The 18,207-nt window shown below is 54.7% G+C and carries 18 protein-coding genes; 4 read left to right on the plus strand and 14 right to left on the minus strand.

From position 1 onward, the window contains the following. Window positions 1-22: 22 nt before the first annotated feature. From SPV1_RS01565 to rpsP, 12 genes are all read right to left on the minus strand, one after another. Window positions 23-376, minus strand: a complete 354-nt coding sequence (locus tag SPV1_RS01565) for an FtsB family cell division protein (RefSeq protein WP_009849324.1) — start codon at window positions 374-376, stop codon at window positions 23-25. A gap of 8 nt (window positions 377-384) precedes the next feature. Beyond that, entirely contained in the window at window positions 385-1,662 is a 1,278-nt protein-coding gene (gene eno / locus SPV1_RS01570; protein WP_009849325.1) for a phosphopyruvate hydratase, read from the minus strand. A 148-nt stretch (window positions 1,663-1,810) separates the two neighbouring features. After that, the gene (gene kdsA, locus SPV1_RS01575) at window positions 1,811-2,635 is read right to left on the minus strand and encodes a 3-deoxy-8-phosphooctulonate synthase (protein ID WP_009849326.1); all 825 of its coding nucleotides are present in this window, start codon (window positions 2,633-2,635) and stop codon (window positions 1,811-1,813) included. Next, a complete protein-coding gene (locus SPV1_RS01580) occupies window positions 2,632-4,266 on the minus strand; it encodes a CTP synthase (protein WP_009849327.1) in 1,635 nt (544 codons plus the stop codon). Before SPV1_RS01580 ends, kdsA begins: the two co-directional genes overlap by 4 nt. A gap of 63 nt (window positions 4,267-4,329) precedes the next feature. Beyond that, window positions 4,330-8,238 carry a phosphoribosylformylglycinamidine synthase gene (gene purL / locus SPV1_RS01585; protein ID WP_231288237.1) on the minus strand — a complete coding sequence of 1,303 codons (3,909 nt, stop codon included), beginning with the start codon at window positions 8,236-8,238 and terminating at the stop codon, window positions 4,330-4,332. Window positions 8,239-8,308: 70 nt separating this feature from the next. After that, entirely contained in the window at window positions 8,309-9,046 is a 738-nt protein-coding gene (locus SPV1_RS13880) for a ferritin family protein (protein ID WP_231288238.1), read from the minus strand. A gap of 114 nt (window positions 9,047-9,160) precedes the next feature. After that, on the minus strand, window positions 9,161-9,529 hold the full coding sequence (gene rplS / locus SPV1_RS01595) for a 50S ribosomal protein L19 (protein ID WP_009849330.1): 369 nt from the start codon (window positions 9,527-9,529) through the stop codon (window positions 9,161-9,163). 26 nt (window positions 9,530-9,555) lie between these two features. Continuing rightward, the gene (locus tag SPV1_RS01600; RefSeq protein ID WP_009849331.1) at window positions 9,556-10,089 is read right to left on the minus strand and encodes an RNA methyltransferase; all 534 of its coding nucleotides are present in this window, start codon (window positions 10,087-10,089) and stop codon (window positions 9,556-9,558) included. Further along, window positions 10,082-10,687 carry a rhomboid family protein gene (locus SPV1_RS01605; RefSeq protein ID WP_018293947.1) on the minus strand — a complete coding sequence of 202 codons (606 nt, stop codon included), beginning with the start codon at window positions 10,685-10,687 and terminating at the stop codon, window positions 10,082-10,084. Before SPV1_RS01605 ends, SPV1_RS01600 begins: the two co-directional genes overlap by 8 nt. 121 nt (window positions 10,688-10,808) lie before the next feature. Next, a complete protein-coding gene (gene trmD / locus SPV1_RS01610; RefSeq protein WP_009849334.1) occupies window positions 10,809-11,474 on the minus strand; it encodes a tRNA (guanosine(37)-N1)-methyltransferase TrmD in 666 nt (221 codons plus the stop codon). Continuing rightward, a complete protein-coding gene (gene rimM / locus SPV1_RS01615; RefSeq protein WP_009849335.1) occupies window positions 11,453-12,001 on the minus strand; it encodes a ribosome maturation factor RimM in 549 nt (182 codons plus the stop codon). The genes trmD and rimM overlap by 22 nt, the downstream gene beginning before the upstream one ends. Window positions 12,002-12,043: 42 nt before the next feature. Beyond that, on the minus strand, window positions 12,044-12,283 hold the full coding sequence (gene rpsP / locus SPV1_RS01620) for a 30S ribosomal protein S16 (RefSeq protein ID WP_009849336.1): 240 nt from the start codon (window positions 12,281-12,283) through the stop codon (window positions 12,044-12,046). 149 nt (window positions 12,284-12,432) lie between these two features. On the opposite strand from rpsP, the gene SPV1_RS01625 reads away from it, so the two are divergent. Continuing rightward, the gene (locus SPV1_RS01625) at window positions 12,433-13,053 is read left to right on the plus strand and encodes a carbonic anhydrase (RefSeq protein WP_009849337.1); all 621 of its coding nucleotides are present in this window, start codon (window positions 12,433-12,435) and stop codon (window positions 13,051-13,053) included. A gap of 69 nt (window positions 13,054-13,122) precedes the next feature. Here SPV1_RS01625 and SPV1_RS01630 read toward each other — a convergent pair whose 3' ends face one another. Together SPV1_RS01630 and SPV1_RS01635 are read right to left on the minus strand one after the other, a co-directional pair. Beyond that, entirely contained in the window at window positions 13,123-14,757 is a 1,635-nt protein-coding gene (locus tag SPV1_RS01630; protein ID WP_009849338.1) for a potassium channel family protein, read from the minus strand. 79 nt (window positions 14,758-14,836) lie between these two features. Next, window positions 14,837-15,217, minus strand: a complete 381-nt coding sequence (locus SPV1_RS01635; RefSeq protein ID WP_009849339.1) for a DUF6394 family protein — start codon at window positions 15,215-15,217, stop codon at window positions 14,837-14,839. Between the two features lie 461 nt (window positions 15,218-15,678). Here SPV1_RS01635 and SPV1_RS01640 point away from each other — a divergent pair, with 461 nt between their 5' ends. From SPV1_RS01640 to SPV1_RS01650, 3 genes are all read left to right on the plus strand, one after another. Next, complete coding sequence (locus SPV1_RS01640; RefSeq protein WP_009849341.1) at window positions 15,679-16,215, plus strand: hypothetical protein; 537 nt, start codon at window positions 15,679-15,681, stop codon at window positions 16,213-16,215. A gap of 21 nt (window positions 16,216-16,236) precedes the next feature. Further along, complete coding sequence (locus SPV1_RS01645) at window positions 16,237-16,908, plus strand: hypothetical protein (protein ID WP_040881382.1); 672 nt, start codon at window positions 16,237-16,239, stop codon at window positions 16,906-16,908. A gap of 162 nt (window positions 16,909-17,070) precedes the next feature. After that, complete coding sequence (locus SPV1_RS01650; RefSeq protein ID WP_040881384.1) at window positions 17,071-18,036, plus strand: hypothetical protein; 966 nt, start codon at window positions 17,071-17,073, stop codon at window positions 18,034-18,036. Window positions 18,037-18,207: the final 171 nt, after the last annotated feature.

The following is an 18,207-nucleotide window of genomic DNA, read 5'->3' on the forward strand; positions in this document are numbered from 1 at the left end:
TCAAGGCTAAAGGGAAAATGCTTCACTCCCCTCCCCTCACGCCTTTCTTCTCACGCCCGTCACCCGCAATGTCTGCCCCACCATCTGCCTTCTTCGGCATAATCAACATAAACTCATCGGGGTAGACATACCCCAGATCACGGTGAACCAGCTTCTCCAGCGCATCCGGATCGTTACGCAGATGCAGAATCTCCTTCGCCAACGCTTCACGTTGCTGCTTCAGCCGGGCAACTTCCGCGCGCAACTGCTGCAGCTGCTGCGCCTCATTCCGGTATACCAGATAACCATGATCAGAGAACACCAGTGTCCAGCTCATATAGGCAACAGCCATAAGCCCGGCACTCCACAGCAGCCAGCGAATGACAATCCGTCCCATACTGATATTTAGCGCGCGAACGCACCCCGACCGGCATAGCGAGCCTGAGCACCCAGCTCTTCTTCAATACGCAGCAGCTGATTATACTTGGCCATACGATCGGAACGGGAAGCCGAGCCGGACTTGATCTGACCTGTGGACAAAGCCACGGCCAGATCGGCAATCGTAGCATCTTCCGTTTCACCGGAGCGATGCGACATCATGCAACGGTAGCCTGCATCATGCGCCATGTTTACGGCCGCAATCGTCTCGGACAATGTACCGATCTGATTGACCTTGACGAGCAGTGCATTGGCCACACCCTTGTCGATGCCCTCTTTCAGAATCGCTGGGTTGGTCACAAACAGGTCGTCACCTACCAACTGCACGCGATCACCCACCTGATCCGTCAACAGCTTCCAGCCATCCCAATCAGCTTCATCCAGACCATCTTCCACAGAGATAATCGGATACTGCCGGCACAGTGAATCAATCAGGTCAACCAACCCGGCGGAATCCAGCTTGCGGTTACCTTCACCGGCCAGCACATACATGCCGTCATGGTAAAATTCGGAAGCGGCCATATCCGAAGCAAGCGCAACATCAACGCCCGCTTTCAGGCCGGCCTTCTCAATCGCTTCAAGAATAACGGTAATGCCCTCTTCATTAGAGCCCAGGTTCGGCGCAAAACCACCCTCATCACCTACAGCGGTCACATGACCACCGGCTTTAAGCACGGATTTCAGTGCATGAAACACTTCCGCACCCATATCAAGCGCCTGCGCAAACGAGGATGCACCTACAGGAGCAATCATATATTCCTGGAAGTCGATGCTGTTATCCGCATGCGAACCGCCATTGATCACATTCATGCACGGTACCGGCAACAGGTTGGCATTATCGCCGCCCAGATAGCGGAACAGGGAGATGCCCTGATCGGCGGCCTGCGCCTTGGCCACTGCCATAGATACGCCAAGAATAGCGTTGGCACCCAGGCGGCCCTTGTTCGCTGTGCCATCAAGTGCAATCAGCTTATCATCGAGTCCCTGCTGATCAGCCGCATCCAAGCCGCGTACGGCTGTGGCAATCTCACCATTCACATAGCCGACCGCCTTTCTTACACCCTTGCCACCCAAACGGCTGTCGCCATCACGCAACTCAACCGCCTCGCGCGTACCGGTGGATGCACCACTGGGTACCGCTGCCCGGGCAAACGCGCCCGATGCCAGCTTTACATCGACCTCAACAGTCGGGTTACCGCGCGAATCAAAAATTTCGCGCCCGTGAACGGATACAATTTCACTCATGTTTTACTCCTTGTCGGCCCCATGCCAACTTCTTCGTTTGATAATCATTTAATTTTGCCGAAAGGTACGTAGGAGGAGATTACTCGTCTATTAAATAAGGGAATAGCGTCACACTCCTCAGTGCGATCCACGCCGGCAGGTCGTTTAGCTATGCTTTCACAACCTCATCAAGCCGTTTTAATGTAGTCAGTAATGCTTCCAGATCGGCCAACGCCAGTGAGTTAGGCCCGTCCGACATCGCTTTATCCGGCTCAGGATGTACTTCCATAAACAGCGCCGCCACGCCGGTTGCCACAGCAGCACGGGATAACCCAGGAACAAACTCGCGATTGCCGCCGGTTGCGCCGCCCAAACCGCCCGGCTGTTGCACCGAGTGGGTCGCGTCATAGACAAGCGGCGCACCAAATTCGCGCATCACCAGCAGGGAGCGCATATCAGATACCAGATTATTGTAACCGAAACTGGCACCGCGCTCGCACAGCATGATATTCTCATTGCCGGTGGCCTGCGCTTTTTCCAGTACATGCTTCATATCCCAGGGCGCCAGAAACTGCCCCTTCTTGATATTCACCGGTTTACCGGTTCTGGCAACAGCTTCAATAAAATCGGTCTGGCGACAGAGAAATGCCGGTGTCTGCAGAATATCCGCCACTTCGGCCACGGCTGCCACCTGATGCATCTCATGCACATCAGTCACCACCGGCAAACCCAGCTCATCCTTCACCCGCTGCAAAATACGCAAGCCCTCGTCCAGACCGGGCCCACGAAAACCGTCCTTACTGGTACGGTTGGCCTTGTCGAAACTGGACTTGAACACCAGAGGTACACCACAACGCCCGGCAATCGCGGCAATTGATTCCGCCGTTTTCAGCGTGAAGGCTTCTCCCTCGATCACGCACGGCCCTGCCAACAGCACCAACGGCAACTCATTTCCGAGTTGAAGCGGACCGACAGCAACGCTCTTCTGAATCATAAACCGGCCTGCGCCTTACTGGCACCGACAAAAGCGGCAAACAATGGATGCGGCGCATAAGGACGTGACAGAAATTCCGGATGGAACTGACAGGCGACAAACCACGGGTGATCGGCCACCTCCACCATCTCCACCAGCGAGTTATCCGGCAGTGTTCCGGAGACAATCAGGCCGGCAGCTTCCAGCTGCTCGCGGTAGGTATTGTTAAATTCATAGCGATGACGATGACGCTCGCGAATTTCGCTACTGCCATAGGCAGCATAGGCGTGCGTACCTTCAATGACACGGCACGGATAACCGCCAAGCCGCATCGTACCGCCCAGATCGCTATCAGCACTGCGCTGAACACGCGCACCTTCCTGCTCCCATTCGGTCATCAGGGCGATCACAGGGTGCTCAGCCCGCTCATCAAATTCACTACTAACAGCATTTTCAAGGCCGGCAACATGACGGGCAAACTCAACCACCGCCAATTGCATACCCAGACAGATACCCAGAAACGGTATTCTGTTTTCACGCGCGTAACGAATCGCAGCCATCTTGCCTTCGGTACCGCGCTCACCAAAACCACCCGGGACCAGAATGCCATGCATGGATTCCAGACAGGCAACGCCTTTTCTTTCCAGCGATTCAGCATCGATATATTCGATTTTTACACGTACGCCACTGGCCATGCCGCCATGAATCAGTGATTCATTCACCGACTTGTATGCATCGGCCAGCTCAACATATTTACCAACCATGGCAATGCGAACCTCATCCTTCGGTTCACGGATTTTGCGGCAGATATCCTCCCACACCGACAGATCCGGTTCGACGTCATCCATACCGAAATGTTTCAGCACAACCGAGCCCAGTCCGCCTTCGTGCGATTTCAGAGGCACGCCGTAAATCGTATCTACATCCGGCGCATCAATCACTGCCTCTCTGTCCACATTACAGAACAGCGCAATCTTGTCTTTCTGCCCCTTGGGAATCGGATGCTCGGAGCGACACAGCAACACATCGGGCTGAATGCCGATCTCACGCAGCTGCTTGACCGAATGCTGCGTCGGCTTGGATTTCATTTCACCGGCAGAGGCAATATAGGGAACCAGCGTCAGGTGAATATAGGCGGTATTCTTGCGTCCCAGATCGAAGCGCAGCTGACGAATCGCCTCCAGAAAAGGCTGTGACTCAATATCACCGACCGTGCCGCCAATCTCGATCAACGCGATATCCACATCCGGAGAGCGCAAAGAGAGAATGGCATTCTTGATTGCATCGGTAATATGCGGAATCACCTGCACGGTGGCGCCCAGATAGTCACCGCGCCGCTCACGCCGAATCACCGACTCGTAAATGCGCCCGGTGGTGAAATTGGAACGCTTGGACATAACGGCATGTGTAAAGCGCTCATAATGACCCAGATCCAGATCGGTTTCAGCCCCGTCATCGGTCACATAGACTTCACCATGCTGGAACGGACTCATCGTGCCGGGATCGACATTTATATAAGGGTCCAGCTTCTGTATGGTCACGCGCAAGCCGCGAGCCTCAAACAGTGCGGCCAGGCTTGCCGCAGCAATGCCTTTTCCAAGCGAGGAGACTACCCCGCCGGTAACAAAAACAAATCGAGTATTAGTATTCATGACGGGGCGGCAAGTTATCAGAATCGTCCGCTTCCCGCCACTGCCAGCAGCAGGTCAGCACCCTCAACCCAACCATACACGTGCATTGCGGAACATGCGCATCCACGGACCATCTTCGCTCCACTCTGCCGGATGCCAGGAGTGCTGCACGGTACGGAACAATCGCTCCGGATGCGGCATCATGATGGTGAAGCGACCATCGGCTGTGGTAAAGCCGGTCAAGCCATCGGGAGAACCGTTCGGATTATGCGGATATGTGACAGCCGGGTTCCCGTCAGGCCCCAGAAAACGCATCGCAGCGATGGCATCCTGTTGCTGCTGCACAGTATCAAAACTGGCACGCCCCTCACCATGCGCCACCACCAGTGGCATTCGGGACCCGGCCATGCCGGAAAGGAAAATTGATGGAGACTCCAACACCTCCACCTGCAACAGACGAGCCTCAAACTGTTCGGAGCGATTGCGCTCAAAGCGAGGCCAGTGCTCTGCACCCGGAATGATCGACTTCAGAGAACTCATCATCTGGCAACCGTTGCATACGCCCAGTGCGAAGGTGTCGGAACGATGGAAAAAAGCGTTGAACTCATCACTGGCGCGCGCGTTAAACAGCACGGAGCTGGACCAGCCGCGACCTGCACCCAACACGTCGCCGAAAGAGAAACCACCGCAGGCAACCAGGCCATTGAACCCGGCCAGCGACACACGCCCCTCAATGACATCGGACATATGCACATCAGCACAGTCAAAACCGGCACGGTCGAAGGCCGCAGCCATCTCCACCTGCCCGTTGACGCCCTGCTCCCTGAGAATCGCCATGCGCGGACGCGCACTGTGCACAAACGGTGCGCAAATATCTTCAACCGGGTCAAAACTCAGCTCAGCATGCAGCCCTCGCGCATCGCGATCTGCAATGACATCAAAGGCCTCTTTGGCACAGGCCGGATTATCACGCAGTGCCTGCATCCGATAACTTGTTTCAGCCCATGCCTGGTGCAGCTTTTGTACATGCTGATCGACCACGGTGCGCTCATGGCAGGCCATATAGACGATGCCGTCCTTGCGCGGATGACCGATGATATGCGCGATATGGGCCAGACCGGCATCAGCCAGCATGGAGAGCACCGCTTCACGCTGGTCACGGCGAATCTGGATGACCGCGCCCAACTCCTCGGAGAAGAGCAGGCGCAGCTCATTTCCACCGCGATCGCCGCTGAGTGTTTCCAGATGAATCGTCATGCCGGCACGGGCGGCGAAGGCCATCTCGCACAACGTGACAAACAGGCCGCCGTCGGAACGATCATGGTAAGCCAAAATCAGGCCGGCTCGATTGAGCGCCTGCACCGCCTCGAAAAAACCTTTCAACAGTGCCGCATCATCAACATCGGGCACAGCCTCACCGGTCACACCGTATACCTGTGCAAGCGCCGAGCCACCGAGCCGATGTTGCCCGCAACCCATATCCAGCAATAGCAGGTCGGTATCACCCTGATCCATCTGCAACTCAGGCGTCAGTGTCTTGCGGATATCACTGACCGGAGCAAAAGCCGAAATAATCAGCGACAGAGGTGAAGTCATCTCCCGCCTGTTCTCCTGCTGCTGCCAGACCGACTTCATCGACAGCGAATCCTTACCCACCGGAATCGAGATACCGAGTGCAGGACACAGTTCCATACCGACAGCCTTCACCGTGTCATACAGGCGGGCATCTTCTCCTTTGTGACCGCAGGCCGCCATCCAGTTGGCCGAGAGCTTGATGTCGCCGATCGCGGCAATAGAGGCTGCAGCAATATTGGTCAGCGCCTCACCGATAGCCATGCGCCCGGATGCAGGCGCGTTCAGCACGGCAAGCGGCGTACGCTCACCCATGCACATCGCTTCACCGGTGTATTGTGTGTAATCGGATGCTGTGACCGCCACGTCTGCGACCGGCACCTGCCACGGACCGACCATCTGATCGCGCGCCACCATACCGGTAATCGAACGATCACCAATGGTGATCAGAAACTCCTTACTCGCCACAGCCGGCAGACGCAGCACGCGCCCCACCGCCTCCTGCAGATCAATCGAGGCCAGATCCAGCGGCACGGCGGCTTCTGGCTGATGCGTGACATCGCGCGTCATCTTCGGTGCCTTGCCCAGCAATATATCCAGCGACAGGTTAACCGGCTGATTGTCGAATTCCGGATCATTGACCACCAGGTCGCGTTTTTCCGTTGCTTCGCCCAGTACAGCAAACAGGCAGCGCTCACGCTCACAGATTTCGGTGAACAACGCGCGCGAATCCGGCGCAATGGCCAGCATATAGCGCTCCTGCGCCTCATTACACCAGATCTGCATCGGGCTCATACCCGGCTCCATATTATGTACCGCGCGCAGGTCTACCCATCCCCCGCGGGAAGCATCATCAATCAGCTCGGGTACGGCGTTGGAGAGACCTCCGGCACCGATATCGTGGATAAACAGAATCGGATTGGCATCACCCATCTGCCAGCAGCGATCAAGCACCTCCTGACAACGGCGTTCCATCTCCGGGTTACCGCGCTGTACCGAATCGAAATCCAGTGATTCGGCATTGGCGCCGGTATCCATGCTTGAAGCAGCGCCGCCGCCCAGGCCGATCAGCATCGCAGGGCCACCCAGCTGGATGATCAGACTACCTGCCGGCACCTCTTTTTTATGCACATGGCGGGCGTCGATATTGCCCACTCCGCCGGCAATCATGATCGGCTTGTGGTAGCCGCGCAGATCACTCATATCCTGAGCAACCGATACATCCTGCTCATAAGTGCGGAAATAACCGGCCAGATTCGGGCGTCCGAATTCGTTGTTAAAGGCGGCGGCACCGATCGGACCATCGATCATGATATCAAGTGCGGAGACAATACGGTCAGGTCTGCCGTAATCGACCTCCCACGGCTGTTCAAAACCGGGGATACGCAAATTGGACACGGAGAAACCGCACAGACCAGCCTTGGGTTTGGAACCGATACCGGTAGCACCCTCATCGCGAATCTCACCACCGGAGCCGGTAGCGGCACCGGCAAACGGAGAGATCGCTGTCGGATGATTATGTGTCTCCACCTTCATCAAGATATGGGTCTCATCCGCATGCGTGCGGTAGTGCTTGTCCGCATCAGGGTAAAAGCGCTTGGTCTGCCCACCCTCAATCACCGATGAGTTATCACTGTAAGCCACCAGCGTACCGGCCGGATTCAGCTGGTGTGTGTTGCGGATCATGGCAAACAACGACTTTGCCTGCTCTTCCCCGTCAATCACCCAGTCGGCATTAAAAATCTTGTGCCGGCAATGTTCGGAGTTGGCCTGCGCAAACATCATCAGCTCGGCATCGGAAGGGTTACGCTCCAGGCGGGTAAAATTCTCCAGCAGGTAATCAATCTCATCGTCGGCCAGAGCCAGCCCCATCTCCCGATTGGCCGCCACCAGCGCATCGCGCCCTCCGGTCAGCACATCAACAGTCAACAGCGGCGCCGGTGCATGATGGGCAAACAGCTGCGCCAGATCATTCACATCAGCCAGCACCGTCTCGGTCATGCGATCATGCAGCAGAGCTGCCGCAGCCTGATGCTGCTCATGACTGAGCCCGTCAATCTCATAGACAATACCCCGCTCCAGCCGCGACAATCCACTCATCCCACACAAGCCGGCGATATCGGTTGCTTTGGATGACCATGGACTGACCGTACCAATACGAGGTACAACAACAAATTGAGTATCAGATGCATGGCCCGTGAAGACCTCCGGCGCATGCCCCAACAGTCGAGCCAGCAGGTCGGTTTCCGCCTGCGACCATGACTCGGCCACCTCGGCAACATGAATATAGCTGGCGCGAACATCGGTGGGCCGCATCCCCTGGCCGCGCATGGCATCAAGCAGCTTGTCTCGTCGGAAGTCGGACAAGGCACCTTGTCCTTTGAGTGACAGAATTCGGAATTGGATGGATGGAGAGCTCATGCTCGCATCCTAGCCTGCATCATTAACAAATAAAGCTGCACACGTGCAGCTGGCATACTCCCGGCAACACTCAGCTGCCCGGCAACCTGATCTCCTTGTACCAGCTCAGTGGAAAACCACAGATCGGGCATTTCTCCGAGGGCAGCACAGTCAGCGTCGAACCACAGTTCTGGCAAACAAAATAACGTGTTTTCGTTGAACGGAATCGGGCAGCCAGCATCCCGAAAAACATACCGGTACCGGACTGGATATCCTTGATCAACTCACGATGCTGCTGCTCGGCTTCCCATGCATAAGTAATACGCTTGACGGCACTACTGTTGTTCTCCGGCTTGATCCGCTGCAGATATTCAGGGTAACGGACATCTATCTCGGCCAGCTCCACATCGGTAGCATAGCGCAAGTTCTCTTTGGTGCTGGCCGTGGTAATATGCAGTTGTCCGGCCAAAGCTTCAGGCGAATCCGGCTGCACCCCCAGCTTGACCAACAGCCCACTGAAGTGATCTGCATGTACCGCCTCGGATGCGGCTATAGCCGCAAACATATGAGCAATATTGACATGTCCTTCTTTGAGTGCCCGCGCTTCAAATGCCTTATAACGGAGGTTTGCCTCGATTTCGCCGCGATAGAGCATCTGTAAAACGGCAATCGTCTCCTTGTAGGCGGACGCGGGATCTTCGACAGACCACAACGGGCGAGGCAGAGCCAATGCCGCCAGAGCGGCACCAACCCAGCCTAAAAACAGCCGGCGCGATACAGCTACCGCGTTTACAGCCGGGGGATCGGAATATTCAGCAGGCTCACTCATCATGGGACATCCATATGCATACATCTGTATATATGCAGCAGATATCATAGCACAGCCATAAAAAAAAGGGGAGGCCGAAGCCTCCCCTGGTCAAACATTACATGAAGAAAGAACCTAGAAGCGACGCTCGCGGATACGTGCAGCCTTACCGCGCAGTTCGCGCAGATAGTACAGCTTGGCGCGACGTACGCGACCATGACGCACCACCACGATGCTTTCCAGCATTGGTGAATGCAGCGGAAATACACGCTCCACACCGAAATTGCCGGACATCTTGCGAACGGTAAAGGAGCTGGAGATACCCTTGTTATGACGGGCAATAACAATACCCTCATAAGCCTGAATACGCTCACGCTTCTCCACACCCTTCTTGGTCTCTTTAAAATCTACCACGCGCACATTCACACGGACGGTATCGCCCTCGCGGAATGCCGGGATATCATCACGCAACTGATCCTTGGTTACATCATCCAGTGCACGCATTGTTTAAGCCTCCAAAACTAACCCTGTCAGTCCTTTAATTGCAGACGATCCAGATAGATCGCCAGAGCACCCCTGACAGAAAGGTGGCGCACTTTACCTACACCTTCTATCGGTGACAACCATCCATTTGCATGTGGCATGTTTTTCGCGTCCAATCCCCAGCCGGTTCCGAACACAATCAGGTGCTTTCCGTCCATCTTTGGCAGCGCTGATGGCTCAGTACATGCCGCCCCCGGAGGGGCTGCAGACGTGTACCACAAACGATAATCACCCTCGGCCTGTGCCTCTTCCAATGATTTTACCATGCGCACAGCACTGAGCACTTCACTACGAGCCGGGTTGCGTTTGCCTCCTGCACCCGAGCGGTAATAGTCGAGCATATCATGCACCATTGCGTGCATGCCCGGTGCCGGATGCACGATATAAACAGGCCCGACGCCATAAAAAGCACAGCTGCGAGCAAAGTCATGCACATCAATCGGCGTGATCGCAGTTGACCCCGTGCCCCCGCTCCGGTTCAGTATCGGGTGGTGTACCAGCGCTACAGCAACATCAGCCATGCGGAGGAGTCCTGCCGGATGAGTGTGGCCGGCGCGGTGGCGGCGTATCACCCCAATACTGCGGGTTATTGCCCGCTCTGGTAATTTTCCCCTGATGCAGGGCATTAAAAAAAGCAAGACCGGTCAGGGTTCCATATATCTCCACCATCCATGCCACGCCTGCAGTCGCCCTGGATGACTGCGATATACTCAGAACAGCCAAACCATCCAGGCCCACCTTGGCCACAAACAGCAGCAGAAACAGGCAACCAAGCCAATAACCCAGAGAAAAGCGTTTATTTTCAAGAATCAGAAACCAACAGGCAATCATCGTGGTCATCGCAGCAATACCAAATGCTCCACGATATAAAAGTGTATGCGGCGAGGTGATCAGCAGCAGCCCGGTAATGATTGGCATCGCCACTGCAAAGCTGAGTATCTCCTGCCATAATCGCGTAAAGCGCACGCTCAGCAGACCAAACAGAAAGAGCATACCGCTATTAATCAACAGGTCGCGATAACGCAGGTGCACCAGGTGCGCCGTCCATAAACGCCACCATTCGCCAGACACAATAGCATCATGATCATAGGCCAGCATTGCCACATGATGTGGAGACATATACCAGACCCCCCAGCAGGCGACGGCGAAAAACATCCCTGTCATGGCCGAAGATGCACACCGGCGTGACTGATATCAGGCGCCTTGTCGGCCAACGCCTCCGACAGCGCTGCAATGCATATCATTGACCCGAGCGCCGACTGCGCTGCTGCGCCTGCTCCCTGCGCCAACGTTCAATATTGGCATGGTTACCGGAGAGCAGCACCGGCGGCACCGCTTTTCCTTCAAATACTTCGGGGCGGGTATAGTGCGGCCAGTCGAGAATCCCCTCCTCGGTGAATGAGTCGAGCACGGCCGATTCAGCACTGCCCAGCACGTCAGGCAGCAAACGAATCACACTGTCCAGCACGCACATGGCTGCAGGCTCGCCACCGGAGAGCACATAATCACCCAGCGAAAGCTGTTCATCGACATAATCACAGATACGCTCATCAAAACCTTCATAGCGACCACACAACAGGGTAACAGAGGTTTTTTCGGTATATTCGAGTGCCTTGGCCTGAGTAAAACGTGTACCGGACGGAGTCAGCATCACCACATGCGTATCAGGCTGCCTCTCTCTGGCCGCCCGAATGGATGCAACCACCGGATCCGGCTTCATCAGCATACCCGGACCACCGCCGTAAGGGGTGTCGTCTACCGTGTGATGTTTATCTGTAGCAAAATCGCGAATCTGGATGCAATCCACTGCCACAAGACCGGTGGCAATCGCACGCTTGGGAATCGAACAGGAGAGCGGCGAATCAAAGAACTCCGGAAACAGCGTCAGGATCTGGGCGTGAAACATACGTCCATTCCCTCTGGCAGATCCACAGTGATCACGCAGTCGTCCAGATTTACATCCGTCACCACATCTTCGATAAATGGAATCAGCCACTCGCCCGGCTCTGCCGCATCATCCGGCGTCTGCACCAGCAGATTGTCCTGTGCGCCATACTCTTCCAGCGCGGTCACCGTACCGAGGGGCTCAAGCGTACCCTCTTTGATAACCCGACAACCGATCAGCTCTTCCCACAGGTATTCATCATCGTCTGTTTCAACGACATCAATGGGAACCCATACTTTAAGCTTTTTGAATAGTGCGGCCTGATCACAGTCGCTAACGCCTTCAAGCTCAGCCAGCATACGCTTGCCATGCTGCCAGCAGCGCCTGACCGGATAGGCCTTCGCCGTTGCGGCCGTTTTGCCAATCCACCAACAAGAATACCCGGCGATTGCTTGCGCAGGCCGGGTATGCGAGAAAACTATCAACGCACCCTTGAGGCCATGCGCCCCAAGGATATCGCCAATATGTAATAATGATTCAGCAGTCATCAAACAAAGCCTGATGCAGGCTTCATTGATCAGTCAAGCTGATTACGCGGATGCCTTGGCGATCAGGCTAGCCACGCGATCGGATACCTGGGCACCCTGATCGGTCCATGCTTTCACACGCTCAAGGTCCAGCTGGATCACTTCAGGATCTTTGCACGGATCAAAATAACCGAGCTTCTCGATAAATGCGCCATCACGACGCTTGCGGCCGTCCATGACGACTACAGAATAAAAAGGACGCTTCTTGCGTCCACCACGGCTCAGGCGAATCACAGTTGCCATATTTGTTACCTCCGAAAAATCAGGCGGCGCACTATAGTAGGGGAAGACGCAAGGGGCAAGGTATAGGTGAAAGGAGGCACACAGAGGTCCTCCGGAGAAACAATGAAACGTGAAGACAAACATGGAAAACCTCTGCTAGCATCCGCTTCATGCCAACTATCAAGGAAATGCTAGCCGCTAACGAACAGTGGGCCAATGACATCAAAGAGGCGGATCCGCAGTATTTTATCCGGGCGGCTAAAGAGCAGAAGCCGGAACTGCTATGGGTAGGCTGTGCGGATTCCCGCGTAGGCCCGGACCAGTTGATCGGCCTGCCAATGGGTTCGATCTTCGTACATCGTAATATCGGCAACATCTTCGCCACCAATGACCTGAACTGTCTGGCCGTACTGGAATACGCCATTGATGAGTTGCGGGTGCCGCATATCATCGTTTGCGGCCATTATCGCTGCGGAGGCGTCCAGGCTGCCATGACGCATAGCGGTATCCAGCCTGTGGACCTGTGGCTGGACCAGATCCGCTTCATCTATCAGCGACACAAAGACGAACTGGGCGAGCTCGACAAAATGGCGCGCTGGAACCGGCTGGCTGAACTGAATGTGGAGGCTCAGGTACACAACATCTGTCGCAACACCGTAGTACGTGAGGCATGGAAACGCGGTCAGGAGGTTAATGTGTTGGGGCTCATTTACGACATCCATGACGGACGACTCAAACAGCTCGGTCTTGAGTTCCGCTCACAGGCTGAGTGGGAGGCGCACTACAGCTAATAAAGAGACACCGACTTGTTATCGTCATGCCAATGCAAGTCAGTGAATAACGCTGTGCTTACGACAGCATTACCCGGGCTGTCTCTCCTCCTCCAGCGACTCTGTTTCCAGAGCAAAATTTAACGCTTCCTTATGATAGAGCGCTGCGCGCCATGCCGTGGTTCGATGGCCGCAAAACAGTAGCTTCATACCCACCTGCAGTGGCTGGGAGCCTCCGGGCAACATCCAGCGGGAATCATCCTGCCTGGCAAACAGCGCAATATACGGCTGGGTCTTCTCCGGGTGCCACGGATCCCGAAGCAGATCGGCAATCCGGATTTCACGCCCCTTCTCCAGCAACTCGGTAATGGCCGGCGCCTCATAATCGTTGATTTCCAGCTGCCATGTTTCAAATTCATCCACCGGAACTCTGGCTTCAATGCGCTTCAGGATGGATTCCGCGACCGCATCGGAAACAATCGAAAGGTCGCTTGAGAAGTCCTGCAGCAACGGCATGGAAAGCCACGCATGCGCCTTGCGCACAACCACGTAATTGGGCTGCATGATCATATCCAGACCACACGCCCCGAACAGCGCGTCGTCGGTGCGCGTCTCCTGTCTGGCGACCAGAAATACCCGATCGTTCAGTTGCTTAGCTGCCATCATAATGGAGAGGTTATCGGCATCATCGCTTGTCGCCGCGATAATACCTCCTGCGGACATAATACCTGCCTGTATTAACGTCTCTTTCTGCGTTCCGCGCGCTATGATGGAGCCATCAGGCAATGCGCTCTTGTCGGGGAATGCATCTATGACCACAACCTTCACACCCACAGCGGTCAGCGATTTATGAATGGCCTGCCCCAACCGGCCGAAACCGCACAGAATCCACTGTGAATCGCGCAGCGATGATGCGCGAGCGGCGAGATCGACGGGGTCCAGCCGCTCGGCAAGCAGACTCTGAAAGCGGAAATGCGCCGGACGCACCAACAGGTTTGCCATGTCTTCGGCAAAAGCTTCGAATGGGTCAATCACATGGTGAGTGCCAAAGGCATGCATACTGGCCGTGACATCGCGATGTTCGGAACGGGCAACGACAATGAGATCCGGATGCAACAGGCGGGAGGTGATGGCGATCTTGAGGTTCACCTGGTCATTGTCGGTAATCGCCGCAATCGCCCGACACATCGGATGTTTCAGCCCTGCCCTGACAAGATGTTCGGATTCGGAAGCATCCGCACTCAAGCCCGGCACAAACAAGTGCAAATCATCAATGGCCAGCTCGCTGATAAATTGTTCATTCACATCAATAACAACGCACTGCCGGTTTTCATGGGTCAGGCGATGGACCAGCAGCCGCCCGGATGTACCATAACCGCAAACAAGATAGAACGGTTCGCGGATATTACGTACATATCGCGCATAAATGGTGTGGTAGAGTGTCTGACGAAAGGCTTTATCCTGCATCAGCGTCAGAATCGAACCGAACGTATAAAGCCATGCGATCACGGTCGGGTAGATGCAAAGAGCAACCCAGAAACGCTGCCCCACGGTAAAGGCGTACGGAATTTCGCCAAAACCAATCGTCGTGGACATAAAGCTGACGAAATAAAAGGCCTCAAAAAACGTCATGTGATAGGGGTGACCCGACGCATCTACACCCGGGATCAGCACCATCCCCAGAATAGAAATAGAACTCACGCTGATCATAATAATCAGCGGCATTCTCATGCGCCTCAGGACAAGGAAAACAATACTTCCCCGATTAGTCGGGTCGGGCTGATAATGCTTCATGCGGATGTCGCTAGCGACGCAGCGTGGCTGCTTCAATAACCATTAATGTCACGGATACGATATTGGCAACAAGCGCCCCTCCGGAAAGCGACACAGCCACGGCCACAAACTCCGGTGTTACATTGCCGGAGACGTGATTGGCATACCCGAGCACCATGGCTGCAGCCAGCAACCCCGCATCGGCAACCAGACTGCTGGCAAGCATCAACGAGCCGAAGTGAGATCGCTCTCCGAGCTTGAGAATGGTCGCAATCAGGTTGATGACTATCGCTCCAAACAGCTCATAGAGATTATGGTGAATGGCATTGTCGATCTGTCCGTAAAAAAAACCGAAATTCATTGATAGCGCCAGCAATACAAAAAACGCAAAGAAAACGCGTTGTAAACTCATACTCCCCTCCGTCCGATGATCAGAACCTAGCCCCTCACATGGGCTTGTCCAGCCGCCACCAACACGTCAGGGGCCAAGCTCGACTTTTCCTGTAGACTGTCGTGATTCGAGCCATGACGCACCAACAATGCAAATCCCGACAGACATGTTTGCAACACATAAGTAGCAGCAATATTCATGAACAATATTGTGTCAGCCCTCGCGCACAGATTTTGCTTACAACCCCCGCGATAAGGCAGCGTCGCATACAAAGCTTTTTGCCCCTGACGCTAACGGGGAGTGGATGAATTTCCGGTGTGCTAATATTCATCATAAATTAAAGCATGCCGGCGATACTGCCAATGATGATCAGCCCGAGCATTACAACAAAACACACTGTCATCACGGGACTCCCACTGATGATACCGGCTGACATGACCTGCACTTAAAATCACACACAACCCCGGCAAGGAGGCACAACCATGACCAAACAACCGGAAAACTTTATTGGCGCCGTATTCGCCAATCCCGATGACGCCCATACCATTGTCGAAGACATGGTACGACACGGATTCATGATGGATCAGGTATCCATACTGCACAAGGCGGGTGGTCAGGGCGATGACTTTCTCGGCATCGCCTATACCAATGAAAAGGAGCGATTCAGGATCTGGGGCACCCAGGGAGCGCTGTGGGGATCTGTGGGCGGCCTGCTCGCCGGCGCCGCCGGACTGGTTCTGATCCCGGCTATCGGACCTGTGTTCATTGCCGGCCCGCTGGTAGAGATCATCGCCGGCGCAACCGTTGGCGCAGGTATCATGGCTACCGGTGCCGCCGCTTCCCACTTAACCATAGCCATGCGCCGTATGGGCCTGCCCGAAGAGAAGCTGGATACGCTTCATCAGGCCATCATGGATGGAAAAACTGTCGTCATCATGCACTGCGGCTACGACGATCCGGACACATGGCGTCAACGCCTGAGCTGGAATGGCGCTGACCCTGTACTTGTTATGCCGTAAATTAATAAAGGGAGAACACCAATGAAGCGACAATCCATCATTACCAGAAAACGACTATTGTGCGCATGCGCCCCTCTTCTGGCACTCTCCTTCAGTATGCCGGTCGCCGCCACAGCCTCGCCAAAGCCCGGCAACTACTGTCCTGATACGGTTGCCACATTGCACGCCGTGGCAAATGACCTTTCAGCCGGTCTTGATTTGACCATGCGCTCCAGATCGGCGCAAATCAATGGCAATCCGGCGACGGCAGTCACTGACCTGAACTCCGTCGGAAGCACATTAAGCCTGGCAGCAAGTCATGGTACGGCAGCACGCACAAGTCTGTTGATTGATGCCATCATACAGGCGAAACCGGCCGCGGACTATGCCCGGCTGCTTACATGGTTTCCCCTGCTACATGCATCATTGCAACCGCTCGGGGATGACGCCGCGGCAAGAGCTGCCGATGATTTAATCAGCCGGGCCGAAGATATCATGCAGGGCGATCAGGAAGGCGACCCGCTGCAACTGCTCAATGAGGCGCGTCATATGTTGGCCTGTGACGGGCTGGACATCCCCCTACAGGAAGCAATACAGGCGCGGGATAAGCTGATCAGCAGCTTCAGTGAGCACACAAAAGCCAACGCCTACGATCCCCTGCTGAAAGCACTACACAGCGCACTGGCTTATACGCTGAAGAGCAATGAACCATGATCTTCACACCTGTTACATCCGAAGCACACAATATATTCATCTAACAGTCATGAACGACCCACAGCAGTTTCATATTTCACGGCCTACATTTCCGCCCGGTCGGATGCAGCGCCACGGATGCTGAGCTGACCGGATTAAAACTGGAAAACAGGAGCGTATGTGATGAAAAACAGAAGCATAAATAGTCGTATCAACACGATGGTAAGTGCCGCAGCCATTTGCGCTACAACACTTGCTTTCGGCATCAATGCACAAGCCGGAGAACACCATGCCATAACCAGCTCGACCACTGTCACACCTGTCAACACGCTGACCAACCAGGAGAATCAGTCACTCTCCCTGGCTGCTTCCCGGGTCCTTTATCACGCGGAGACAGCTCAACTGGCTCTCGCCGACAAAAAAAAGGACGATGCACTAACACAGATTGATCAGGGGCTGAAGCTGATCAAAATCATCAAAGCCTCTGTCCCGAAATATAAAATCACAACATCCATCAAGGCGCCCGGGGAAAGCTACAAGAGCTCTGAACAGGTTCCCCAGCGCTATGTAACCGTGCTTAGTGATGCTTATCTTGAAGATATCATCGCGCCTGTCCTTCAGAGCAGAAAGAGTAAAGGCGGGCACCACAAGGCTACGTCAAACCCGGAAGAGGATTTTTCCATGCAAGGCCGGGTCATCATCTCATTGGATACGATTCTTGCAGAGCACATGCTTAATCAGGCGAAGTCCGACCTGAAAGCCAACAAACTCTCCGATGCCGACAACGCGTTAACGACGATAAAAAACGAAGGCGTTGTTTTTGAATCCGTATCCGTACCGCAGCCGTTAGCCGAAGCGGCAGATAATCTCTATCTGGCAAAAACTGAAATGTTCAATGGTCGTTATCACAACGCCTATGTGACGCTCAAGGAGGCGTCAAAGGATTTGAAGGCCTATGAATCGATCAGCGGCAATGTTCGTGGCAGGGATGCACGCGGACTTCGCATGAAAATCGATACATTAACGGCGAAAATTGACGCCCTTAAAGACAAAAATGAAACCAGAAAAATCATAAACGACGCCAAAGACGATATTGTCTCATGGGGTCACGAAGTGAGAAGCTGGTTCGGCAAACAGTTGAACCGCTGATATGTGTGGTAAGCCGGCACTAACGGATTAGTGCCGGCTTACACTTCGATACTGGCGCACAATCAATATTGTATGCTTTGAACATCAGTCGGGACACCCTCCACAGGATCTCTCCCTGTCATACTACTGGTTGTGCGCAAAGGGACACCTTGCTCCCTGTCAGCTTGCGAG

Source organism: Mariprofundus ferrooxydans PV-1 (genome assembly GCF_000153765.1).
Classification (GTDB): domain Bacteria; phylum Pseudomonadota; class Zetaproteobacteria; order Mariprofundales; family Mariprofundaceae; genus Mariprofundus; species Mariprofundus ferrooxydans.